The organism is Paraburkholderia sp. RL18-101-BIB-B (genome assembly GCF_046026985.1).
GTDB lineage: Bacteria > Pseudomonadota > Gammaproteobacteria > Burkholderiales > Burkholderiaceae > Paraburkholderia.
In genome coordinates this window covers 132869-155797 of record NZ_JARESV010000015.1, presented here as the reverse complement: position 1 = coordinate 155797, position 22929 = coordinate 132869, and the positions used below count along the sequence as shown (strand labels likewise).

Sequence of the window (22929 nt, the reverse complement as noted above, 5' to 3'; positions counted from 1 at the left end):
CTGCAAATGAAGGTTGGGCGGTGCCGCCAAATATAGCCGATGCCGGCCATTCCGGCGCGATATACGGGCCCGAAAATTCGTAGCGACGCATGCCCCGCCTTCATCTCCACTCAAGCAGTTTCAGACCGCCGCTTGCGCAGTGCATCGCAGGAAAGACTTGCGGTGAAATTTTTTGAACGGTATTGTCGAGCCGTTCTGCAATGCAGCGCGGGAGAGATCGTCAGACGTTCGTGACGACGCCGACGGAGCAACCGCCCCGGAAACTCTCAGGCAAAAGGACCGCGCAGCAGGAACATCTGGAGAGCGGCGCACTGGACTACCCTGTGCGCCCACCGAAGGGGATTCCCCGCACACGGCTCGCATCGGGCCCGGCTGCCGCGGGGAAGAAACTCTCAGGTACATGGACAGATGGGGCATCGACGCCGGTTTCGACACGAAATCGACACCGGTGATGCTCAACTACTCTGGACCATGTCATGTCACGAATCGCCATTATCGGCGCCGGCATTACCGGCGTCACGACCGCTCACGCCCTCGCTCAGCGCGGCCACCACGTTACCGTCTTCGAGCGCCATCGCTATGCGGCGATGGAGACTTCGTTCGCCAACGGCGGCCAGTTGTCCGCCAGCAATGCCGAAGTCTGGAACAGCGCGGCCACCGTCATGAAAGGCCTGCGCTGGATGCTCACGCGCGACGCCCCCTTGCTGCTCAACCCCACGCCCACCTGGCACAAGTACTCGTGGATGGGCGAATTCCTGCGCGAGATTCCACACTACCGGACGAACACGGTTGAAACCGTGCGGCTCGCGATTGCCGCGCGCGAACATCTGTTTTCGATCGCCGAGACCGAAGGCATCGACTTCGATCTGGAGCGGCGCGGCATTCTGCACATCTACAAGACCCGCAAGGAATTCGACGCCGCGAGCAAGGTGAACGAACTGCTGCGCGAAGGCGGGCTCGACCGCAATCCGGTGACGGCGAGCGAGCTGCATGGCATCGAGCCCACGCTGCACGGCGATTTTTACGGCGGCTTTTTCACACCGTCCGATTCGACCGGCGATATTCACAAGTTCACGCGCGGCCTCGCTCAGGCGTGTGTGCGGCACGGCGTCGAGTTTCATTACGACGCGCAGATCACGTCGATCGAGCAGCCCGCCGAGGGCCGCTTTACGCTGACGGTCGACCTCGAAGGCGAGTCGCAGCGGTTCGCGTTCGAGCGGATCGTCGTGTGCGCGGGCGTGAAGAGCCGCGATTTCGCGTCGATGCTGGGCGATCACGTGAACATCTACCCTGTCAAAGGCTATTCGATCACCGTCTGTCTCGAAGACGAACTCGGCCAGCAGCGCGCGCCGTGGGTGAGCCTGCTCGACGACAGCGCGAAGATCGTCACGAGCCGGCTCGGCGTGGATCGTTTTCGCGTGGCCGGCACGGCGGAGATCAACGGCTTCAACCGCGATATCCGTTCGGACCGGATCGCGCCGCTGGTGGACTGGACGCGGCGTTATTTCCCCGAGGTGTCGACCTCGCGTGTGATTCCGTGGGCGGGCTTGCGGCCGGTGCTGCCGAGCATGTTGCCCAAGGTGGGCCGCGGCAAACGGCGCGGCGTGTTCTACAACACCGGGCATGGACATCTGGGCTGGACGTTGTCGGCCGCGACGGCGCAGGTGTTGGCGGGCGCGATTCAGTAGCGCTTGCTGACAGGGTTTTGCAGGCGGCGGTAGCGCGATGTCACCACTGCCGCCGCCGAATGCAAAATTCGCCACTTCTGCTAGTGTTCTCCCCATACGCATCAGTGCCGCGGAGAACTCCATGCCCTACACCCGTGCAGCGAACCACAAGGCAGACAGCGCACGCCTGAGCGACGCGCAGATCGCCGCGGAGGCGACCCGGCGTCTCGCCTGGGACGCCGCGGTCCCCGAACACGCCGTGAAAGTCCACGTCTCGCGCGGCCGCATTACGCTGCGCGGCGAACTGCAACGCGATCAGCAACGCACCGCGGCGCTCGAAGACGTGACACGCCTGTTCGGCGTAACGGGCGTGTCGGATCACACCGTCGTCAAGGCAAGGTGAAGGTCAGCCGGTCTGCGTTTGCCGCAGCAGCATGCGGCAATGCCGCGCGATCTGCTTTTCCTCTTCGGTGTGAATCGCCCTCACCTTGCCCGCCGGATCGCTTTCCGTTAGCCCCATGAAAGCCAGCCCGTCGCACACGCGCCTGCGAATCTCTCCGCTGTGCTCGCCGATGCCGCCGGTAAACACCAGCAAATCGATTCCGCCCAGCAACGCCGCATAGCCGCCGATCGTCTTGCGCACGGCGGTCGCGAACGCATCGAGCGCGAGTGACGCATTGGCATCGCCCGCTGCTGCGCGTTTTTCCAGAGCTTGCATATCGCTTTCGCCATCCGCGTAACCGGCGAGGCCGCTCTGGCGATTCAGCAGCGTCTCCAATGCGCCGGCGTCGAGCTTCTCCACGCGCATCAGATACAGCAGCACGCCTGGGTCGAGATCGCCGCTGCGTGTGCCCATCGGCACGCCGCCGGTCGGCGTCAAACCCATCGACGTATCGATCGATTGGCCGTCGCGCAACGCGCACACGCTCGAACCGTTGCCGAGATGCGCGAACACGGCGCGCGCCGGCAAGTCGGCGCCGAGCCGCGTCACCAGCGATTCGTACGAGAGACCGTGAAAGCCATAGCGCATCACACCGGCTTCCGCATAGCGGCGCGGCAACGCAAGGTGTGCCGCGCGCGGCGGCAGTGTCGCGTGAAACGCCGTGTCGAAACAGGCGAAATGCGGCGCGTCGTCGAAAATCTTCTCGGCCTCGTCGATCAACGCAAGCGCAGGCGGAATATGCAGCGGCGCGAAGTGCACGGCATCATGCAATTGACGGCGCACGTCGGCGGTAATGCGCTGATGCGCGCGCAGATGGGGTCCGCCATGCACCACCCGATGCCCCACTGCCGAAGGCCGCGCATGGTGCTGCTCCGTGAGCACATGGGCGAGCTTTTGCAACGCATCGATCTGCGATTCGAGTACGCGCTCCTGCTGCACCAGCACCCGGCCGTCGGGCGCCTTGATCCGCAAACTGCCGTCGTCACGCCCGATGCCTTCCGCACTGCCTTCCAGCAACAGGGATTCGTCATCGCCCGCGTGCTTGAACAGCCCGAACTTCAGCGACGACGAACCGCTGTTCAACACCAGAATCGTTCGATCGTCAGCGCTGTTTTCAGTGTGCATGGTCATGCCTCGCTCAGCCTTTCCACGTCCAGTTGCGGATTTCTTCCTTATCGATGCCTTCGGAATGTGCATAAGCCAGATGTTCGATGATCTGGCCACGCAACCATTCCTTCGCATGGTCGCCGACACCGCGCAGCTTCGGCACGCGGTCGATCACGTCGATCGCCAGCGAAAAGCGGTCGACCTGGTTGATGATCGCCAGTTCGAGCGGCGTGTTGATGTTGCCCTTCTCGTGATAGCCGTGCACATGCAGGTTGTCGTGATTCGTGCGGTTATAGGTCAGCTTGTGAACCAGCGACGCATACGAGTGGAAGTTGAAAATCACCGGCTTGGTCGCGGTGAACAGCGAATCGAAATCGCGGTTGGACAAACCGTGCGGATGCGCATGCTCGGGCATCAGGCGGAACAGATCGACCACGTTGACAAAGCGGATCTTCAGGTCGGCGAACTGCTCCTTCAGAATCTGCACGGCGGCGAGCGCCTCCATGGTCGCGATGTCGCCCGCGCAGGCCATCACCACATCCGGCTCGACGCCCTGATCCGTCGACGCCCAGTCCCAGATGCCGATGCCCTTGGTGCAATGCGTGACCGCCGAGTCCATGTCGAGATACTGCAGGTGCGGCTGCTTGTCGGCGACGATCACGTTGACGTAGTCGCGCGAACGCAGGCAATGATCGGCGACGCTCAACAGGCAGTTCGCGTCCGGCGGCAGATAAATACGCACCACGTCCGGGCTTTTATTCGTGACGACATCGAGAAAGCCGGGGTCCTGGTGCGTGAAGCCGTTGTGATCCTGACGCCACACGAGCGACGTGATCAGCAGATTGATCGATGGCACCGGCTGCCGCCAGCCGAGATCGCGCTTGGCTTTCTCCAGCCACTTGGCGTGCTGGTTGAACATGGAGTCGATCACGTGGACGAAGGCTTCATACGTGGCGAACAAACCGTGGCGGCCGGTCAGCACATAGCCTTCGAACCAGCCTTCGAGCGTGTGTTCGCTGAGCATTTCCATCACGCGGCCGTCTACCGCGAGGTCGCCGCCGTCTGCGTCGCTCGGCTCGGTTTGCGCGAGCCAGGTTTTTTCCGACGCTTCATAGATCGCGGTCAGTTTGTTGCTCGCGGTCTCGTCGGGGCCGAACACGCGGAAGTTCGTCATGTTGTTGCGCATCACGTCGCGCAGGAACTTGCCGAGCACCTCGGTCGGCGACGTGTACGAGCCGCCCGGCTTTTTGACCGCCACCGCATAATCGCGAAACGGCGGCATGTCGAGTGTCTTGCAGAGCAAGCCGCCGTTTGCATGCGGATTGGCGCTGATGCGGCGCGCGCCCACGGGCGCGAGTTCGCGCAGTTCTTTCACGAGGCGCCCTGCTTCGTCGAACAGCGTCTCGGGCTCGTAACTGCGCAGCCAGCTTTCCACCAGCTTCAGGCTCTTGCCGTTGGTCACCGGATCGAGCACGGGCACCTGATGCGCGCGCCACGAACCTTCCACCTTGTGTCCGTCGACTTCCTTCGGGCCAGTCCAGCCTTTGGGCGAACGCAGCACGATCATCGGCCAGCGCGGCCGCGACGCGTCGTTGCTTTCACGCGCACGCTGCTGGATCGCGCGGATTTCGCCGATGCACTGTTCGAGCGTTACGGCCATCTGCTGATGCATGACGGCGGGATCGTCGCCTTCGACGAAATACGGTTTGTGGCCGTAGCCGGTCAGCAAAGCTTCGAGTTCCTCGCGGGGAATGCGCGCGAGAATGGTCGGATTGGCGATCTTGTAGCCGTTCAGATGCAGCACCGGCAACACCGCGCCGTCGCGGATCGGATTGAGGAATTTGTTCGAGTGCCAGGAGGTGGCGAGCGGGCCGGTTTCCGCTTCGCCATCGCCGATCATCACGGCGACGATCAGATCGGGATTGTCGAACGCGGCGCCGTAGCCGTGCGAGAGGCTATAGCCGAGTTCGCCGCCTTCGTGAATCGAGCCGGGCGTCTCGGGTGTGCAATGCGAACCGATGCCGCCGGGAAACGAAAACTGCCGGAAAAAGCGCTGCATGCCGGCTTCGTCTTCGCTGCGGTCGGGGTAGATTTCCGAGTAGTGCCCTTCCAGATAGCAATGAGCCAGCGTGGCCGGCGCGCCATGACCGGGACCGGCCACGTAGATCATGTCCAGATCGAGCTTTTTGATGAGCCGGTTCAGATGCACGAGCAGGAAACTCTGCCCCGGGTCCGAACCCCAGTGGCCCAGCAGGCGGTTCTTGATGTGTTCGGGCTTCAGTGGTTCGCGCAGCAGCGGATTGTCGCGCAGATAGATCATGCCGGCCGACAGGTAGTTGCAGGCTCGCCAGTAGCGGTCCATGTTGCGCAACGTGTCGGCGTCTAATGTTTGCGGCGGCGTGGGATGAGAGGTTGCTTCAGCCATGGTGTCACTCCTTGGAAAGGACTGTCAGGCAGGTTGGCGGATGCGGCAACGATGATTCGTGAGGCGGCCGGCGCGAAAGAAATCAGCGGTACCGGCCATGCTGTCATGCGGATGACACAACGAAAGCGTAAGGGCAAAGGCCCGTGGCAGCGGGCCTTTGCGCCCTTGTCTGGTGATCGTCAGTGTGACAGGAAGCGGGCCGCATGGTTCGACGCAATCGTCCAAAGCTTGATCCATCTGCGACTGCGCGACTGTGATCACATTCCGCCTCATGACGCATGCGTTAGACTTTAAGCGCGTATTAAGCGAATGCCTTTAAGCTGCTCATGCTTCATGCGCGACGGCGGACCGCATCTGGCGCGTACCACCTTGCTCGCCCCTTACCAAACATTCCATCATGCCGACACCCAGTCGCCTCAAAGCGCCGTTGATCCTTGTTCTGACATTGGTGTTCCTGTTCGCGGGTGTCGCCATTCTGGTCGGCGTGTTCGGCTTGCTGGTCAAGCTGTTCGGCCATGCCTGAGTGCCGCTGCGCGGGCGTCGCCGGCGCAAAATGTGTATCCTGAGCAATCTTCCCGGCGCCTTCACGTGTGGTCTCCCGCCTTCCCGAGACCTGGGGCGCCCAGCCTGATTGCAAGGAGATTCCATTGACGGACCACGCTGATACCTCCCCGCCCTCCGGCCAGCCGATCGACCCGGAGTTGCTCGAACTGGCGCACCAGGTTTTCGACCTCGCGCGGAGCGGCGATGCCGCCATGCTCGCGGCGGTGATCGAAAAAGGCGTGCCGCCGAATCTGCGCAACGACAAAGGTGACAGCCTCGTCATGCTCGCCAGCTACCACGGTCACGCGGACGCCGTGCGCACGCTGCTCGAACACGGCGCCGATCCCGATCTGCGTAACGACAATGGACAGACGCCAATTGCAGGCGCGGCGTTCAAGGGCTTCGACACCGTGATCGAAACCTTGCTCGCGCATGGTGCGGATGTCGAAGGGGCGTCGCCGGACGGACGCACCGCGTTGATGATTGCGGCGATGTTCAATCGCACGGCGATCATGGAATTGCTGATAGCGCATGGCGCGGACCCGAAGGCCCGCGATGCGAACGGCGTGACGGCACTGGATGCGGCGGCCCGCATGGGCGCCGGCGATGCGCAAGCGCGCCTGAAAGAACTCGGTTCATAGAGCGAACCGGTATTGGCCCGCGGCGCTGTTGCTCTCCATGTGCATGACACATACATGGAGACGCGCCAGCGCCGCGAACCCTCTAGCGTTTCTCAGCCAACAACGACTCCACGTCGATCTCCGCCAACTCGCCGATCCGCTCCACCGTCACATCCGCCGGCGGATTGCTGGAGATCTCTTTCGGATCGAATGCATAGTGCCCCTGGCGGGGAAACACCGTCGTCAGTTTCGCGCCCCATGCCTTTTTCATGGCTGTGAGAATGCGCAGCTTGTCGTCGACCATGACATAGTGGCGCGCGGGATAGCACTCCATCACCTGATCGAGCATCAACTCTTTATGGATGTAGATCAGCACGCGCCCTTCGACCTCGTCCCATAGCCCAGAACGGGAGATCTTGCGCGGTTGGAACACCACGTCGCCGTCGGAGAGAATCACCGTGGGACCGCGCTCGCCCACATGCCGGAGCGCATCCAGCGCGCCCGGATACAGGCGGTTCGCAAACGGATAGTCGATCAGGAACGACGACATCAACAACAGCCGCGTGTCCCGCGGATGCTCCGAGCGATAGCGCTGCAGCGCGCCCAGGTAGTCGGCATAGCCGAGCTCGGTGCGCAGGTTCTCGAAGATTTCCCAGTACCGCGCGCTGTTCTCCGCGCCGAACTCGCGCATCATGTGCGCGCGCAGATCCGAGAGCACATGATCGTTGTCCAGCAAGGTGTTGTCGCAGTCGAACAGAAACACGACGTCGTGCGGCGTGGAGGTGGTGGCTTGCATCGCGGCTCCCTGGAATCAGCTTTTCGGCTTATCGGACGGCGTGGCCGATTTCTCGGCGTGGCCACCGAAATCCTTCCGCATGGCCGAGAGCACCCGGTTCGCGAAATCCGCCTCGCCGCGCGAACTGAAACGCGCGAACAGCGCCGCGCTCAGCACCGGCGTAGGCACGCCTTCGTCGATGGCGGCCGCCACGGTCCAGCGCCCCTCGCCTGAATCGGATACGCGTCCTGCGTAGTTTTTCAGCTCGACATCGCTAACGAGCGACCCGGCGATCAGATCGAGCAGCCATGAACTGATCACGCTGCCGCGCCGCCAGACTTCGGTGACGTCGGCGAGATTCAGATCGTACTGGTACAGCTCGGGTCGGCGCAGCGGCGAGGTTTCGGCGTCAGCCTCGCGCGCCTGCTTGCCGGCGTCGGCGTGATGCAGAATGTTCAGACCCTCGGCGTACGCGGCCATCATGCCGTACTCGATGCCGTTGTGGACCATCTTGACGAAGTGCCCCGCGCCCTGCGGCCCGCAATGCAGGAAGCCTTGATCCGCGGTGCTCGAGCCGGCGACACGGCCCGGCGTGGCCGGCTCTGAGCCGGCACCCGGCGCGAGCGTCGCGAAAATCGGTTCGAGCCGCTTCACGACCTCAGGCTCGCCGCCGATCATCAGACAGTAGCCGCGCTCGCGGCCCGCCACGCCGCCGCTGGTGCCGACGTCCACATAGTGAAGTTTGCGCTCGGCCAGTTCGGCGCTGCGGCGGATGTCGTCGTGGTAATAGGAGTTGCCGCCGTCGATCACGATGTCGCCCGGCTCCAGCAACGGCACGAGTTTCTCCAGCGTCATGTCGACCACGGCGGCGGGCACCATCAGCCACACGGCGCGCGGCTTCTCGAGTTGCGCGACGAGGTCTTCCAGCGACGCCGCGCCCGCTACGCCGTCCTGTTTCAGCCTCTCCACCGCCGCCGGTTGCACGTCGAAGGCGATACAGTGCTGACCGCCGTTCGTCAGGCGCCGCACCATGTCGGCGCCCATGCGCCCCAATCCAATCATGCCTAGCTGCATATCTCGCTCCGGAAAGTGCCTTGTTGCGCTGCTGGATTTGCTTCGACGTTTTGCTTCGTTCTACCGCGGCTATGTTGCGTTTTCGCTGAGCGCTTCAGTGGCGGCGTCAGGAATCGCACGTGGCCACACTTACTGTAGTGGTCTTTCTTCGCGTGCGCCGGACACACGGTAGCAGCCCTGATTCGCTCTTGCAGCGAAGCGGGCATCGCCCATGCATCGAAAGACGATACGCCTTTTTGCAGAGGTTTTGCGCGGCGTAAAGTTCCTGCGCAGCGTGCGCTCGCGTCAGGGTTGCGCGGCATGGCGCCCGCGCAGGCTTCGATTCGGCTGACCGCTTTCTTGCAGTTCGTGTTTGCCCTTGAAGCCGGCGCGTCTAGCGCTGTCGCTGTCGTGCCTGGAGTTTGCCGTATTGCGAACGCGCAAAACGCTTCACGGCGTTCCACATCAACGGATAGCGATAGCCCGGCACGGCGAACAGCACCAGCGCGCACAGCGCCAGCAGGCCGCAGAACAGAAACGTGCCGCGATAGCTGAACGCCTGCACCAGCAAGCCCGACAACACGCCCGAGAGAATCGAGCCGACGCGTGCCGCATTGAAGAACAGCGCGGTGGCGCGGCCCGGCGACTGCGGCATCAGATCCTGCACATAGGTCATGCCGAGGCACGAGGTCACGGCGACCACGAATGCGTTGAGCATCTGCATCGGGATCAGCACGTGGACATTCCCCGCCAGCGACATGCCGACGAAATACACCGCGTGCACCGCGGCGCAGGCGGCCAGCCAGTTCGGCTTGTGCAGCGCCGACGACTTCGCGCCGAGCGCGAGCATCATCGGAATCTCCATCAAGGCGCCGAGGCCGAGCATGACCGACACATCCAGATGCGTGCCGTTCAGCCCATGCACGATGTAGAGCGGGAGCACGATCATGGTCGCGTTCGCGGCGAGGCCGAGCAAGGTGAGCGCGGCGACCGCGCGGCCGATGTCGTTGGCCGAGGCGACGCCCGGCAAGTCCTCATGCGCATCTTCGCCGGGCGCGGTCAGCGGCGGCACGGTGATCGAAGCCGACGGCTCCGACGCCGTGTCTTCCACCGTGTGATCGCCCAGGTGGCCCCGCGGCTCCCGCATGCGCCATACGATCGTCGCGCAGGCGCCGAAACTGGCGGCGGCGAACAGGAAGAGCCCGTAAAAGCTGCTGGCGGCAAGCACCAGCGCACCCACCGACGGCCCGAACACCCAAGCCGCCGACAGAATGGTCCGCAAGGTCGCGCTGGCGAACACGCGCTCCGCGGGGTCCGCTACTGGCAAGGCCGCACGGCTGAACGAGAACACCATCGAAATGGCCGAGCCGCCCGCGCCGATGAAGACGATCCCGACCACCAGCAGCAGCCGGTAATCACGCACGACGCATAAGCACAGATAGCCGAGCGCCGCCGCGATCAGCGCGGCCAGCAGCAAGGGCCGGTGCCGCCCGCTCGCGTCGCTCCAGCGGCCCGCGAAGGTGCTGGCGAGCACCCCGCTCGCCGCGATCAGCGTCATGAAGACGCCGAGCCTGAACGGCGTCATGCCGGCGCGCTCGACGCCGAACAGGGAGAGATAGGGAGCGGTGAACGACATCGCCACACCGAGCATGAGCGTCGCGGCGGCGAGCGGCTTGAAGCCGGGAATGCGCAGCAGGTCGAAAAAACGTGAGGTTTTTAACACGAGGGGCGGTGGGTCAGGGAAAGCGAGCCTGCGACGCGCTATGCACGCCGCACACTTCGTGGCCGGAACGACCGGGGCATTATCGGCTTAGCTCGCGGGCGCGTAAACCCGCGCCACCGCATCCCAAAATTGCAGACCGCACCGTTGCCGCGCCACCGACGGCGTGGAGCACGCTACTTGCCGTCCGCCGCGCGCATCTGCTGCGCTTGCGCCTTGTAGTCGTAGGTCGGATAAAACTCGGTGCGATAGCCGCCCCACGCGGTGGTTTCGATCGCCCGGTTCACCTCGCGCAGGCGGCTCGCCGGCACGCGCAGCGTGACCACCTGGCCGATGCCCATCATCACGTACCACGACACCACTTCGATGCCGGGCGGCGGAAAGGTCTTGAAGAATCCTTGTGCGCGCAACTGGTCGTTGATCTTCGGCAGCGGCTTGGACTCGTCGTGCCGCAGGAAGATGGTGAGCAGAAAGGTGTCGTCGGGCGCGGATGCGGCGGCTGTTGGCGGTGCCGTGGCGCTCGAAGCACCGGAGGCGCTTGGCATGCCCGCACCCGGCGCAGCGCTCGGGTCGGCGCCATGCGCAAGCGGCGCGACGCCGAGCGACACGGCCAGCGCGGCCCCGGCCAGGTTGCGGCGCAGCAGGTTGAACAACACGGCGGAACGGCGTGGAGCAACTGCATTTGGCATGGGATGCCTCCATGACACGTTGGGAATCGGTTCGACGGCGCGCGCTTCGTTGTCTTTGTTTCGCTTCGGTGCATGCACGTGCGGCGTGAGGCTAGCAATATCCGCTCCCGCGATGCAACTCCCGACCACGCCTTGCAGCGCGCATTACTGCACGACGTAACCGCGTTTTTCGAGCGTCCAGCGGTGCCACTGATTGCCATACATACCGCAAGCGATGCCGAACAGCACCGACAGCACGAGTCCGATCAGGTCGGCGGTTTCGCCCCATAGACCCGAGCAGAAGAGCAGCAAGTTGATCGCCAGCATGACGAAAGCAGCAAACCACATCTTCTTCGACAAGGCCCAGACGAAGCCCAGCAGACACGCACCCCAACTGAAACCGGTAGCCACCGCGACGGTTTCTTCCTTGCCGGGGTACCGCAGATAAATCCTTTCGTCCATTTCTTTCCCTTCCTGCCTTTGATGATTCGCCGCCTGCCGGCAGCACCGGACGAATGTTTAACACGCCATGGCGGCAAGAATATGAGTTCGCGTGAAATTTACGCCGCCGCGCGCCGGGCCGCGCATCGGCGGAAGCCAGGCTCACTGACGATCCCGGGGATAGCTGCTACTCTTGGCAATTCCACCCGCAGGGGCGCCACGGCGGCCCAAGCCCCTGCCTGCACAGGTTAAACCGCTCCGGAGCAAGCATGGCAACCCAGACAGCCTATTCTTCCAAAGCCCCCTCGCGAGCCCAACTCGACGCCCTGGCGGGCGCCACCCTCGTCGAATTTGGCACGGACTGGTGCGGCTACTGCCAGGGCGCGCAGGCGTCGATTGCGCAAGCCCTCGAACCGCACGACGGCCTCAGGCATCTGAAGATCGAAGACGGCCCGGGCCGCCCGCTCGGCCGCTCGTTCAAAGTCAAGCTCTGGCCCACGCTGATCCTGATGCGCGACGGCACGGAAGTCGCGCGCGTGGTCCGTCCGGCCAACGCCGCGGAAATCGCGGACGTGCTGACGTCGCTCTGAGGTCTAGCGGCGCACGCTGCGCCTCATGCGCCGCGCCATCTCCACCCGACAACTATCATGCGACAAGCCATCCACCACCTGAGCGTGAAGGCCCGCAGCCGCGGCCTCGTCGAATTCACTGACGAAGCGCGCCGCTTCGTTGCCGCGCAGGGCATCGACACAGGGCTGCTGACGCTGTTTTGCCGCCATACGTCGGCTTCATTGCTGATTCAGGAAAACGCCGACCCTTCGGTACAGCGCGACCTGGAGCGCTACTTCGCGAGCCTCGCGCCCGAAGACGCCGAGCGTTACGAACACGACGCCGAAGGCCCGGACGACATGCCGGCCCATTTGCGCACCGCGCTCACGCAAGTGCAATTATCGGTGCCGGTCGAACATGGGCGGATGGTGCTCGGCACCTGGCAAGGGTTGTATCTGTTCGAACATCGCCGTCACACGCAGCATCGGGACGTCGTGCTGCATCTGATCGGCGAATGACGGCGCGCTCCATTGCACTCGAAAGTTCGATAGAGAACCAAACGGACCGCTCACCGCCTCAAAGCGGCGCCCCGCCGAACGCCTGGCGCTGCGCGAGCGACACGAAGGCCTGCGCGTCGCGCGCCGCCTGCACCACCGCTGCCATGCCGAAGAACTCGTGCGTCGCGCCCCGATAGTTGCGATGCTCGACGGGCACGCCCGCGCTGTGCAGTTTCTGCGCGAGCTTCTCACCGTCCGAGCGCAGCGGATCGATGCCCGCGGTCACTATCACAGCCGGCGGCAAGCGTGACAGATCCGCGCTCACCACGTCGATCAACGGACTGGTGAGATCGCTCTCGCTGTTGATAACGTTATGTATGAACCACAGCATCATCGGCTTGTTCAAGGGCTTGGCATTGCGATTCTCTTCATAAGAGATCGACACGATGTTGTTGCTCGCCACCGGATAGATGAGCGCCTGATGCATCGGCATGCGGATGCCCGTGTTGCGCGCGCGGATCGATACGTTGATCGCCAGATTGGCGCCGGCGCTCTCGCCCATGATCGCGATCTTGTCCGGGTCGCCGCCGACGCTCATTGCATTCCCGATCAGCCAGCCCCATGCGGCGAACGCGTCGTCGTGAGCGGCCGGCAGCCGGTGCTCCGGCGCCTGCCGGTAGTGCGCGGACACCACGATCGCCCGGCTCTGGGCGGCCATGGAACGCGGCGTGGCATCGTAGATATCGAGGTCGGCGATCACCCAGCCGCCGCCGTGAAAATACAGAATCAGCGGGAACGGTCCCTCGCCTTGCGGCGTGTAGACCCGCGCGGGATTGCTGCCGGCCGCGCCTGGAATCATGATGTTTTGCGTGCGCACCGCCTCCAGTTCCAGCGCAGGCCGCGCGCTGAACGCGGGGTTCTGCATCAGTTTTTTGACGGCGTCGGCGGGCGTGGGCTGGTGCCTCGCCTCCTCGACCGTGCAATCTTCGATGGGCTTCGGGTCTAGACTCTTGAGCGCGTCGAGTACCGCTTTCATGTCGGGATCGGCATGTCCCGTTGGATCCATGCCGACCATGCCTTTGATCGTATCGCCGAGTGTCATGTCCATGCTCCTGCAGAAAATGAAGGGCACGGACTCATCGGAGGCTTTCAGGACTGGCGCTCGACAACCGTGCATGCAGTCAATTTCAGCAAGCGCTATACCCGTCGACGGCAAGTCGCGCAGTCTGTTCAAAGCCCGCGCCAAGACGAAAATCAGATCGAACCCTCAACGGTTCGGAGTGGTTGCGCGCGCAATCTTATCGAGCAGCGCCTGCAGCGAAACCGGCTTGCCGAGATGCGCGTCATAGCCCGCGCGAATCGCACGCGTGGCATCCTGCGGGCGGCCAAAGCCGGTGAGCGCGAGCGCGGGCACCGACGCCGTGGCCGGCAGTTTGCGCAACGCCGCGATCAGCTCATAGCCGTCCATGCCCGGCATGCCGATATCCGAGAGGATCAGGTCGAACTGTTGATGCGCGGCAACCTCCAGCGCGCCCGCGCCATTGGTTTGCGGCCACACTTGCGCGCCTTCCATTTCGAGCAGGCTCTGGAACGCCTGCAGGCTTTCGACCGCGTCGTCGACCAGCAGAATCCGCATGCCCTTGAGCAGACTGACGTCGCCCTGGCTTTCGCGGGGTTCGGCTTGCACTGCGGCGCTATCGGCGGGCAGCCAGACGCGAAAACGCGCACCCTTGCCCGCACCCGCGGACTCCGCCTGCACATGCCCGCCATGCATTTCGGCAAGTTGCTTGACGAGCGCGAGCCCGATGCCCAGACCGCCGCTATGCCGCCGGTGCGCGCCTTCGGCCTGGCTGAACATATCGAACACGTGCGGCAGGAAGGCCGGTTCGATGCCGCGCCCGGTGTCGCGCACCTCGACACACGCGAAGCCGTCCTCATGCGCGAGCCTGATCGTCACGCTTCCGCCCTGCGGCGTGAATTTCACCGCATTGCTGACGAGGTTCCACAGAATCTGCTCGAAGCGCACGGCGTCGGCGTCGATAAGAAACGGTTCGGCCGCACCCTCCACGTTCACCTCGACCTGATGCGACAGCGCATCGGCTTCGATCGCGCTCGCCACCGACGCCGTGATCGCCGCGATATCCACCCGCGAGCGCTCCAGCGCCAGTTTGCCGGTGCGCACGCGCGACAGGTCGAGCAGGTCGTCGATGATCTTTGCGAGGCTGATCACCGAACGGCGGATCGCATCGGCCGCATCGCGCACTACCGGCAGGCCTTGGGTGGACGGCGCGCGGTCCAGCATGTCCGCTTTTACATGAATCAGGTTCAGCGGGTTCTTCAATTCGTGCGAGAGCACCGCGAGGAATTCGTCCTTCAGACGGCTGGCCGCTTCCATCTTCTGCCGCACCGAGCGCTCCAACGAAATCTTGCGCTGCTCGAGCGCCTCGGTGCCTTTGCGCTGCGTCAGATCGCGCACGATCTTCGCGAAACCGCTGAAGGTGTCCGACGCCATCGGTGTGATCACGCCGCTGCAATAGAGCCGCGTACCGTTTCTGTGGATGTACCAGCGTTCGTCCTCGCAACGACCGTCGGTCTGCGCGCGCCGCCGTTCGTTCGCGGGTTCGCCGGCTTCGCGATCTTCCGGCAGATAGACACGGTCGAGCGTCTGCCCGGCCATCTCGCTCTCGCTGTAACCGAAGATGCGTTCCGCGCCCTTGTTCCACGTCACCACGCGGCCATCCATGTCCTGCACGATGATCGCGAAGTCGTTGGTGCTTTGCGCGGCGAGATGCAGGCGCTCCTCGCCGACGCGCACGAGTTGCTCCGCGCGCCGCAACGCTGTGATATCGACGATGGTCAACACCGCGCCGTCGATGTGATCGTCCGTGGTGCGATACGGCGAGAGGCGCGTGAGGAAATAGCCCCCGTCGGTGCCGCGAATCTCGCGCTCGATCAGTTGCAGCGACTCGAACACAGTGAGCGTGTCGTCGTTCAGTTGCGGATAGTGGAGCCGGTGCGTGATGTCGTGCAGCGGGCGGCCGAGGTCGGACGGAATCACGTTGAACAGATCCGTTGCAGCCGGCGTATACCGCTTGATCCGCATCTCGCGATCGACGAACAGGGTGGCAATGCCGGTCGAGGCGATCACGTTCTGCAAGTCGTCCTTGGCCTTGCCGGTCTCCTCGATCTTGGTCTGCAATTCCGCGTTGACGGTGAACAACTCCTCGTTCAGCGACTGTAGTTCTTCCTTGCTGGTCTCGAGTTCTTCGGTGGCCGCGCGCAACTCTTCATTGATCGCCTGCAATTCCTCGTTCGACGCTTCAGCTCTTCCGTCGACGCCTCCGACTGCTCGACCGTGGAGCGCAACTCCTGTTTCGTGCGATGCAGTTCATCCTCGAGATGCACCAGCAGCGAATCCTGCGCCGCCGGACCGGCGGGCTGCTTCGACGGTTGCGCGGCGGCGCCGGCCGCAACTTCCTCGAACAGCACCAGCGCGAATTCCGGTGAATCTTCCGTGCGCCGATAAGGGCGCACGACGATCCGCACCTGCTTGCCGGGCGTGAAATCGATCGGCGGAGTGGCCGCTTCGCGGTTGCCGCGCAATGCCTGAAACAAGGTCGCACGCAGTTGCAGACGCAAATCCGGGTGGACCAGCATGATCAGGTTGTACGACGGCTCGCCCCGCACGAAGCGCAGAAACTGGCCCGCGTGCTCGGACATATGCAGGATGTTCGCGTCCGTATCGACCACCACGCTCGGCGGTGCGTACGACTCCAGGATCCGGTGATGCAAGGCCGAAAACGGCAGCGACTGCGGTAGCGGCGCCGCGGGCCCGACGTTGGCGACACTGGCCGCGCCGCCTTGTGCAACGACCGGCATGCTGATCGGCGGGCGAACCGTGCTGGCCACGACGTTGGCGCGATAGATCCGGTTTTTCTTGTCGACCGCCGTGAACAGATCGCCGGCCGCCTCGGCGGATTCCGAACTGCCGAGCAGCAGATAGCCGCCGGGCTGCAGGGAGAAGTGAAACATCTGCAGCACCTGGGTTTGTACGCTGCGGTCCAGATAGATCAACAGATTGCGGCACGACACCAGGTCGACGCGGGAAAACGGCGGATCGCGCAGCACGTTATGCACGGCGAACAGCACCTTTTCGCGGATCGCCTTGGTGACGCGAAAGTGTGCGCGCTCGGCCGTGAAGAACTGGCGCAGCCGTTGGGTGGGCACGTCCGCAGTGATCGATTCGGGATACAGCCCCGCGCGCGCGAATGAAATCGCGCGTTCGTCGATGTCGGTCGCGAACAGCTGTGCCTGAATGCCTTCATGCCGCTCCGGATGATCGGCGAGCAGCATGGCCAGCGAATAGGCTTCTTCGCCGGTCGCGCAGCCGGCGACCCAGGCACGCACCGGATCGTCCGCGGACTTCTTCTGGAACAGCTTCGGCACGATCTCGCGCTCGACGACTTCGAAGGTCTCCCGGTCGCGGAAGAAATTGGTCACGCCGATCAGCATGTCCTTGAGCAGCGCCGGCGTCTCGTCGGGATGCGTGAGAACGTAGTCCTGGTAGGCTTGCAGATCGGGAATGCCGTTGACCTGCAAACGACGTTCAATGCGCCGCAGAATCGTGGCGCGCTTGTAGTGCTGGAAATCGTGGCCGGTGCGTGCGCGCAAGGTGGCGAGCACGCCGAGCAAGGCCCGTTCGGCGATCGAAGCCGCATCGGGCGGTTTGACGGCGAGCGTTTCCGGTTCGTCGTCCGCGGACGGCAGGCGGATGGCGCGCGCGTTTTCGGCCAGCTCGCGGAGTTTGCGCGGCATGTCGGCCGCCGGCAACGTGAGGTCGACCATGCCGGTGGCCATCGCGTTCTGCGGCATCTCCGGGTACTCGGCGTCGGCCGGGTCCTGCGCAATCGTCACGCCACCCTGTTCCTTGATTCGCCCGATGCCGGTCGCGCCGTCCGCGCCCGTGCCCGAGAGCACGATGGCGATCGCCCGCTCGCGGTGCGCGTCGGCGAGGCTACGAAAAAACAGGTCGATGGCGATCGGCCGGCCACGCGGACGATCGGCTTCAACGGGCGTGAGATGGCCGTGGTCGAGCGAGAGATCGTGTGACGGCGAAATCACATAGACGTGGTTCTTTTCCACCTGGACCGGCTGCTGAACCTGACGCACCGGCATGCGGGTGGCGTGCTGCAACACCTGGTCGGCGCTGCTTGCATGGTCGGGCGACAGGTGCAGCACCACCACGAACGCCATGCCGATATCGGCCGGCGCGTTCTCGAAGAAACGCAGCAGCGCCTGCACGCCACCCGCGGATGCGCCAATGCCGACTACAGGAAAGTCCAGCGAGCCTGAAGCGGCCGCCGTGCTCCCTGCGGTATCGGAGTTCGTCTGTGTGCCTGACTGCGTGCTCGTTTGCGCAACGCTCTGCGTGTTCGTTTGAGACGCTCCTGCTTTACTGCCAGCCATACTCATCCTTGTGCGCTGCGCTGCGTCTCAGCCGACCTCGTCTCGTCGTGGCACGGGCCTGTGCTGTATCAACTCATATTGTCGCGTGTGTTGCACCGCATTGCAAAGCCAGCCCGGCTTCGGCGCCCGTGCGAAGCGCGCCTGCCGAGGCTGGGTGCGGGAGTTTCGTGTCATCGGTTGGGATGGGAGGCGCCCGCAGCAGCAAGCGCTCCGGAATCCTCGTTCAGCTTTGCCCACTGTGCTTCTCTACCTTACTGCCCCTTCGTATCGCTGCTCGCGTCCGCGCCCGGCATATTGGTCGAGTCGGTAGCCGGCTTCGCCTTCGACGACTTCATGTGATGTTTCTTAGTCGACTTCGAATGCGCCATCGCGCCCGATGCCTGCATGTCGCCACCCTCACGGGTCGCGCCGGCATTGGTGCCGCCACTCGGGTCATTGCCGGCCGGACCGCCACCCCCGCTGCCTTGCGCCATCGCAATTGAGGAAGCGGCGAGCAAGGCCGAGATAAGGACTGCGCTGCGAGTCTTGTTTCTGAGGTGCATGACTTTCTCCTGTGCGAAAAGAAGTGGGTTGCGCCGGCCGGTTCAGCCAAATACGCATACCTCGTCTTCCCCTCAGCAAGGGGTGTGCCGCGAGTCATGAAACACTTCGAACATGCCAGGCGTGCGCCGCGAATGGCGAGCCTTACGGTTCACACGCCACCAGAGCGTGCAATTCGTCGATATTGAACGGCTTGGCGAGTATCGCCACGCCCAGCCGCCGCGCGCGTTCGAGTTCGTCGGCGTAGCCGGTCATCAAGGCGATCTTCTGTGACGGCCACGCACTGCGCACCTTCTCCGCGAGGTCGATGCCGTTGAGCTTGCCCGGCATCTGGATGTCGGACAGCACGAGCTCGAAGCGCGCGCCGCCTGTCAGCACATCGAGCGCCTGGTCGGCGGTCGGTTCATGGCGCACCTCGCAGCCGAAGGTCTCCAGCACCGCCGCCACGCCCGCCGCGACATCTTCGTTGTCTTCCACCAGCAGCACGACGCCGCTCGGCGCGGGCACCGGCGCTTGCACCGTCTCGGCTTGAACCACGGACGCCTTCTGGCGTTCGCGATATCGCGGCAAATACAACCTGACCGTCGTACCGCTGCCCGGCACGCTGTCGATCTTCGCCGTGCCACCTGCCTGTTCGCACATGGAAAGCACCTGCGCGAGGCCGAGGCCCGTGCCCGAACCGCGCAGCTTGGTGGTGAAGAGCGGCTCGAAGGCGCGCCGCGCGACGGCCTCGGGCATGCCCTCGCCGTCGTCGGAACAGGCGATCAGCACGTATTCGCCGTCGGGCAGCAAGGTATCGCTGCCGACCAGCCGGTTGTTCTGGCAGCGAATCACGAAGCGTCCGCCACGCGGCATCGCGTCGCGCGCGTTCACGGCCAGGTTCATGATCGCGAATTCGAGGTCGGTCGGATCGGCCAGCACCTGCCAGACCTTATCGACCATGTTCAAGACCAGCTCGACGTTGTCGCCGAGCGCGGCGTCGATCAGCGGGGCGGCGCCGGGCATCCACGTGGCGAGATCGAGCGGCTGCTGTTTGAGCGGCTGCTTGCGCGCCACGCTCAGGAGACGCCGCGTGAGCGATTCGGCGGTGGCGGTGGCGCGCTCCACCGCCAGCACTTCCTTCTCCACGTTGTTAAAGCGCTTGAGCCGCGCGAGCTCCGTGTTGGCGGCGACCACCATCAGCAGATTGTTGAAATCGTGCGCGACGTTGGCGACGAGATTGCCGAGCGCGCCCATGCGCTGCAGTTGCCGGCTCGAGGCTTCGGCTGACAGACGCATCGCCACTTCGCCCTGCCAACGTTCCCACGCGCGGCGCTCGCCTTCCAGTTGGCGCAGCGAGTAGAACACCAGCAGCCAGATGGCGATGCAGGGCACGGCCGTGAGTGCCGCGATCATGATGAAGTGCCGCCGCCATGCTTCGCCGATCGACGACGTCGCGTAGGCGCTCATCACATAGAGCGGATAGTCGCCGACACGGCGAAACGCCAGCAGGCGCTCCACACCATCCACCGTGGAATTCAGACGGACGTGGCCGGACAGCTGTTTGTCGCGCAACGCCTGAGTGAATTTGCTCCGCGGGCTGGGCTTCGCGCCCGCCGGCCACGGCGGATAGCGCACCAGCAAATTGCCGTCCTGCCGGTACAGGCCCAGCGCCAGCGACGAATCGCCGTTGGTCAGTTCACGATAGAAGCGCGAGAAGTACTCGTTGCGCAGCGCCACCGTGACCACGCCGAGGAACTGGCCGTCGGCGCCCGAACGGCCCGTCGCGGTGGTGAACACATCGGTCTGCGAGAGTGGGCCGAACATCGGCAGCGAAAAATACGGATGCGGGCGCATCGCTCTCGCGCTCGTGAAATCCTCGCGCTGCGCGATCGACATGACGGGCGCGGGAAACGTGCGGCTCGACACCAGCAGATCGCCCTTCGCGCCAAGCAGATAGATCGACGCGACCTGCGAAAAGTCGCCGCCGATGCCGCGCAGACGGTTGTGCAACATCGCTTCGCGCGCGCGAATCTGCGCGTCGTCGTCATTGCCGAGCAGTTCCACGATGCGCGAGGACATCTGCTGGTTCAGGTCCAGCACCTTGACGGCCTGTTCCTCGGCGACGCGCGCGAGGCGGTCGATCATGTCGTTCGAATCGGCGATCCGGCGCTGGTAATCGAAATAGCCGTAGCCGGCAAGGCAGATCAGAGGAAAGACGACCGAAACGGCGAGGACGATCAGCAGCATGCGCCGCGTCGCCGCGAAATTGCGCGACGGCATGGGGAAATCGACTGCGGCACGTTCCGCACGCTGCACGGTCACGATCTCCATGAAAGGTCAATACAGGTCAGGGACGCCACGGCACGGCATGCTCGGAGCATGTTCGTGCGCTATTTCCTTTTCCGGAATTTACCGCACTTCGGCCGTTCTCCAAAGCGTGACGGGCGACGAAGCAGCGCTCGTGCAGGCGCGCGCATTCGGGCACATGGATTGCTGAACCATTGGCGTTCGGCGGCCTGAAAGGCGTGTTGCACCGCGGCGTGCTGATGCGCGTCGCACGCCGCCTGCGCTGCCATTGCTCATGCCACCATCCGCGAGGAACCGGCCATGCCCACGACTGCCCGATGCGTCGCTCAGCTCTCGCAATTGCGAACCGACCGCGCTGAACGTGTCGTGGTGAACGACGAAAAGATTCTGCTGGTGCGCGACGGCGATACCGTGCATGCCTATTCCGCCGATTGCCCGCACGCCGGTGCGCCACTCGAAGAAGGTGCGCTATGCCACGGCCGGATCATCTGCCCGTGGCACAAAGGGACGTTCGACGTCGCCACCGGCAACGTGCTCGAACCGCCCGCGCTCGTCGCGCTCGACCGCTATCCCGTGGTCGTGACAGGCGACGACGTGATGGTCACGCCGGAAAAACTCCCCCAGCCGACGCGCAATGCCAGCGCGAAAGAACCGCATTACGTGGTGATCGGTGCGGGCGCGGCAGGCGCAGCCGCTTGCGCCACGCTGCGCGAATGTGACTTTGGCGGCCGTATCACGCTCGTGGGCGATGAGCCGCATGCGCCGTACGACCGCACTTCGCTGAGTAAATTTGTCCCGTCTGGTGAAATGGCGCCTGCCGATGTGCCGCCGCTACTCGCGCCGGACTGGCTCGAGCGGCACGATGTCGAGCGGATTGTCGGCAAGGTCGCGCGGCTCGATGTGCCCGCCCGCACGATTCATTTCGAAAGCGGCGGCGAACTGACTTACGACACCGCCTTGCTCGCCACGGGCAGCGTGCCGAAGCTTCCACCGATTCCCGGTGTGGAACTCGGCGGCGTGCACGTGCTGCGCAGTCTCGACGATGCCGCCACGCTCGTCGACGCTATCGGCGACGATGCCGGTCAAACTCAGGTCGTCATTCTCGGCAGCAGCTTCATCGGACTCGAAACGGCTTCCTCGCTGCGCAAACGTGGCACGCAAGTGACCGTGATTTCGCCGGAGAAAGTGCCGTTCGCGAGGCAGTTCGGTGAGCGCGCGGGCGCCATGTTCCGCGCGCTTCACGAGCGCAATGGCGTGGTGTTCCATTTCGAAGCAAAGGTCACGTCCCTCGAAGGCGAAGAAGGCAACGTGCATCAGGTGATGCTCGAAAACGGCGAGCATATCGCCGCCGACATCGTGCTGTTAGGCACGGGCGTCGCACCGGCCACCGGTTTCATCGAAGGACTGCCGCTGCAAAAAGACGGCGGCGTGCTCGTCAACGCGGGCATGCAAGCTGCGCCTGGCCTCTATGCAGCGGGCGATATCGCCGTGTTTCCGTTGCATGAAGATCAGGAACCGTTGCGCATCGAACATTGGCGCGTCGCGCAGCAGCATGCGCGCATTGCCGCGCAAAACATGTGCGGCGCGCGGCATCGCTACGCCGGTGTGCCTTATTTCTGGACCTATCACTTCGGCAAGAACTTCGAATATCTCGGCCATGCGAACGAGTGGGACGAGATCGTGACCGACGGCGAACTCGATAAGCAGCAATTCGTCTCGCTGTACGTGAAGAACGACATGGTGGTCGCTGTGCTCGCCTGCGAACGCGAAGCGCAGACCGCGCGCCTGATCGATGCGATGAGAGGCGGCGTGTCGCGCGCGGATGCAATGGCAATCGTCGGCGGCGCATCGTGCGCCACGAAATGAACACCCGTAACCTGAAGGAGAAAACGCGATGACAGAACACAAGGAAAAGCACCCGCACTCGAACAAGAGCGAAAAGCAGATCGACAAGCAGGTCGAGGATAGCTTTCCCGCGAGCGATCCGCCTTCCACCGGCGGCACCACGAAGATCGTCCCCGACAAGGACGCCGCTTCGAAAGACAAGTCGGCCGCAAAGAAACCGGCCAGGCATTAGGCCTTACTGACCTAACGTGAGCCGCCCGACGCGCTGCCGACGGGCGGTTT

The 22929-nt window shown here is 64.0% G+C and carries 18 protein-coding genes, 1 pseudogene and 1 riboswitch; of the genes and pseudogenes, 8 read left to right on the top strand and 11 right to left on the bottom strand.

Annotation, left to right across the window (positions count from 1 at the left end; all coding sequences use genetic code 11):
- Nucleotides 1-198 precede the first annotated feature (198 nt).
- Nucleotides 199-292: riboswitch (glycine riboswitch) on the top strand.
- Nucleotides 293-476: 184 nt separating this feature from the next.
- Both P0D73_RS22195 and P0D73_RS22190 read left to right on the top strand, forming a co-directional pair.
- Nucleotides 477-1688, top strand: a complete 1212-nt coding sequence (locus P0D73_RS22195; RefSeq protein ID WP_408432886.1) for a D-amino acid dehydrogenase — start codon at nt 477-479, stop codon at nt 1686-1688.
- A 121-nt stretch (nt 1689-1809) separates the two neighbouring features.
- Nucleotides 1810-2070: a BON domain-containing protein gene (locus P0D73_RS22190; protein ID WP_408285802.1), complete on the top strand. Its 261-nt coding sequence runs from the start codon at nt 1810-1812 to the stop codon at nt 2068-2070.
- A 3-nt stretch (nt 2071-2073) separates the two neighbouring features.
- On the opposite strand, the gene P0D73_RS22185 is transcribed toward P0D73_RS22190, so the two are convergent.
- Together P0D73_RS22185 and P0D73_RS22180 are read right to left on the bottom strand one after the other, a co-directional pair.
- Nucleotides 2074-3234: an acetate/propionate family kinase gene (locus P0D73_RS22185; protein WP_408432911.1), complete on the bottom strand. Its 1161-nt coding sequence runs from the start codon at nt 3232-3234 to the stop codon at nt 2074-2076.
- Nucleotides 3235-3247: 13 nt separating this feature from the next.
- Nucleotides 3248-5641: a phosphoketolase family protein gene (locus tag P0D73_RS22180; protein ID WP_408432884.1), complete on the bottom strand. Its 2394-nt coding sequence runs from the start codon at nt 5639-5641 to the stop codon at nt 3248-3250.
- 397 nt (nt 5642-6038) lie between these two features.
- Here P0D73_RS22180 and P0D73_RS22175 point away from each other — a divergent pair, with 397 nt between their 5' ends.
- Nucleotides 6039-6164 (top strand): hypothetical protein, encoded by a 126-nt coding sequence (locus tag P0D73_RS22175; RefSeq protein WP_279388615.1) that lies wholly within the window; start codon nt 6039-6041, stop codon nt 6162-6164.
- Between the two features lie 124 nt (nt 6165-6288).
- Nucleotides 6289-6825 (top strand): ankyrin repeat domain-containing protein, encoded by a 537-nt coding sequence (locus tag P0D73_RS22170; RefSeq protein WP_408432881.1) that lies wholly within the window; start codon nt 6289-6291, stop codon nt 6823-6825.
- 82 nt (nt 6826-6907) lie between these two features.
- Here the strand turns inward: P0D73_RS22170 and P0D73_RS22165 are convergent, their stop codons facing one another.
- The 5 genes from P0D73_RS22165 to P0D73_RS22145 all read right to left on the bottom strand — a co-directional run bounded on the left by P0D73_RS22165 (nt 6908) and on the right by P0D73_RS22145 (nt 11482).
- The gene (locus P0D73_RS22165) at nt 6908-7600 is read right to left on the bottom strand and encodes an HAD family hydrolase (RefSeq protein ID WP_132377245.1); all 693 of its coding nucleotides are present in this window, start codon (nt 7598-7600) and stop codon (nt 6908-6910) included.
- A gap of 15 nt (nt 7601-7615) precedes the next feature.
- On the bottom strand, nt 7616-8653 hold the full coding sequence (gnd, locus tag P0D73_RS22160; protein ID WP_408180157.1) for a phosphogluconate dehydrogenase (NAD(+)-dependent, decarboxylating): 1038 nt from the start codon (nt 8651-8653) through the stop codon (nt 7616-7618).
- Between the two features lie 373 nt (nt 8654-9026).
- A complete protein-coding gene (locus tag P0D73_RS22155; protein WP_408432879.1) occupies nt 9027-10355 on the bottom strand; it encodes a sugar efflux transporter in 1329 nt (442 codons plus the stop codon).
- A 173-nt stretch (nt 10356-10528) separates the two neighbouring features.
- Entirely contained in the window at nt 10529-11041 is a 513-nt protein-coding gene (locus P0D73_RS22150) for a hypothetical protein (protein WP_408432877.1), read from the bottom strand.
- 144 nt (nt 11042-11185) lie between these two features.
- A complete protein-coding gene (locus tag P0D73_RS22145) occupies nt 11186-11482 on the bottom strand; it encodes a DUF2628 domain-containing protein (protein ID WP_408314547.1) in 297 nt (98 codons plus the stop codon).
- A 248-nt stretch (nt 11483-11730) separates the two neighbouring features.
- Between P0D73_RS22145 and P0D73_RS22140 the strand changes: the two genes are divergently transcribed.
- Together P0D73_RS22140 and P0D73_RS22135 are read left to right on the top strand one after the other, a co-directional pair.
- A complete protein-coding gene (locus P0D73_RS22140; RefSeq protein WP_132377250.1) occupies nt 11731-12051 on the top strand; it encodes a thioredoxin family protein in 321 nt (106 codons plus the stop codon).
- A gap of 57 nt (nt 12052-12108) precedes the next feature.
- A complete protein-coding gene (locus tag P0D73_RS22135) occupies nt 12109-12528 on the top strand; it encodes a secondary thiamine-phosphate synthase enzyme YjbQ (protein ID WP_408432875.1) in 420 nt (139 codons plus the stop codon).
- A gap of 58 nt (nt 12529-12586) precedes the next feature.
- Here the strand turns inward: P0D73_RS22135 and P0D73_RS22130 are convergent, their stop codons facing one another.
- The 4 genes and pseudogenes from P0D73_RS22130 to P0D73_RS22115 form a co-directional block, all read right to left on the bottom strand.
- Nucleotides 12587-13609: an alpha/beta hydrolase gene (locus P0D73_RS22130; protein ID WP_408432873.1), complete on the bottom strand. Its 1023-nt coding sequence runs from the start codon at nt 13607-13609 to the stop codon at nt 12587-12589.
- Nucleotides 13610-13774: 165 nt separating this feature from the next.
- Nucleotides 13775-17973, bottom strand: a pseudogene (locus tag P0D73_RS22125) (CheR family methyltransferase).
- 251 nt (nt 17974-18224) lie between these two features.
- Nucleotides 18225-18515, bottom strand: coding sequence for a hypothetical protein (locus P0D73_RS22120; RefSeq protein ID WP_132377254.1), 291 nt, complete (start codon nt 18513-18515; stop codon nt 18225-18227).
- A gap of 142 nt (nt 18516-18657) precedes the next feature.
- Nucleotides 18658-20826 carry a hybrid sensor histidine kinase/response regulator family protein gene (locus P0D73_RS22115; RefSeq protein WP_408285783.1) on the bottom strand — a complete coding sequence of 723 codons (2169 nt, stop codon included), beginning with the start codon at nt 20824-20826 and terminating at the stop codon, nt 18658-18660.
- 276 nt (nt 20827-21102) lie between these two features.
- On the opposite strand from P0D73_RS22115, the gene P0D73_RS22110 reads away from it, so the two are divergent.
- Together P0D73_RS22110 and P0D73_RS22105 are read left to right on the top strand one after the other, a co-directional pair.
- Nucleotides 21103-22668, top strand: coding sequence for an FAD-dependent oxidoreductase (locus P0D73_RS22110; protein WP_408180167.1), 1566 nt, complete (start codon nt 21103-21105; stop codon nt 22666-22668).
- Between the two features lie 28 nt (nt 22669-22696).
- A complete protein-coding gene (locus P0D73_RS22105; RefSeq protein WP_132377257.1) occupies nt 22697-22879 on the top strand; it encodes a hypothetical protein in 183 nt (60 codons plus the stop codon).
- The last annotated feature ends 50 nt before the right edge of the window (nt 22880-22929 follow it).

Excerpts from the sequence above, each read along its gene's own strand:
- P0D73_RS22110 (WP_408180167.1), top strand. The coding sequence starts at position 21,103 with ATGCCCACGACTGCCCGATGCGTCGCTCAGCTCTCGCAATTGCGAACC.
- P0D73_RS22140 (WP_132377250.1), top strand. The coding sequence starts at position 11,731 with ATGGCAACCCAGACAGCCTATTCTTCCAAAGCCCCCTCGCGAGCCCAA.
- P0D73_RS22130 (WP_408432873.1), bottom strand. The coding sequence starts at position 13,609 with ATGACACTCGGCGATACGATCAAAGGCATGGTCGGCATGGATCCAACG.
- P0D73_RS22150 (WP_408432877.1), bottom strand. The coding sequence starts at position 11,041 with ATGCCAAATGCAGTTGCTCCACGCCGTTCCGCCGTGTTGTTCAACCTG.
- P0D73_RS22175 (WP_279388615.1), top strand. The coding sequence starts at position 6,039 with ATGCCGACACCCAGTCGCCTCAAAGCGCCGTTGATCCTTGTTCTGACA.
- P0D73_RS22190 (WP_408285802.1), top strand. The coding sequence starts at position 1,810 with ATGCCCTACACCCGTGCAGCGAACCACAAGGCAGACAGCGCACGCCTG.
- P0D73_RS22180 (WP_408432884.1), bottom strand. The coding sequence starts at position 5,641 with ATGGCTGAAGCAACCTCTCATCCCACGCCGCCGCAAACATTAGACGCC.
- P0D73_RS22195 (WP_408432886.1), top strand. The coding sequence starts at position 477 with ATGTCACGAATCGCCATTATCGGCGCCGGCATTACCGGCGTCACGACC.
- P0D73_RS22135 (WP_408432875.1), top strand. The coding sequence starts at position 12,109 with ATGCGACAAGCCATCCACCACCTGAGCGTGAAGGCCCGCAGCCGCGGC.
- P0D73_RS22145 (WP_408314547.1), bottom strand. The coding sequence starts at position 11,482 with ATGGACGAAAGGATTTATCTGCGGTACCCCGGCAAGGAAGAAACCGTC.
- P0D73_RS22115 (WP_408285783.1), bottom strand. The coding sequence starts at position 20,826 with ATGGAGATCGTGACCGTGCAGCGTGCGGAACGTGCCGCAGTCGATTTC.
- P0D73_RS22120 (WP_132377254.1), bottom strand. The coding sequence starts at position 18,515 with ATGCACCTCAGAAACAAGACTCGCAGCGCAGTCCTTATCTCGGCCTTG.
- P0D73_RS22185 (WP_408432911.1), bottom strand. The coding sequence starts at position 3,234 with ATGCACACTGAAAACAGCGCTGACGATCGAACGATTCTGGTGTTGAAC.
- P0D73_RS22105 (WP_132377257.1), top strand. The coding sequence starts at position 22,697 with ATGACAGAACACAAGGAAAAGCACCCGCACTCGAACAAGAGCGAAAAG.
- gnd (WP_408180157.1), bottom strand. The coding sequence starts at position 8,653 with ATGCAGCTAGGCATGATTGGATTGGGGCGCATGGGCGCCGACATGGTG.
- P0D73_RS22165 (WP_132377245.1), bottom strand. The coding sequence starts at position 7,600 with ATGCAAGCCACCACCTCCACGCCGCACGACGTCGTGTTTCTGTTCGAC.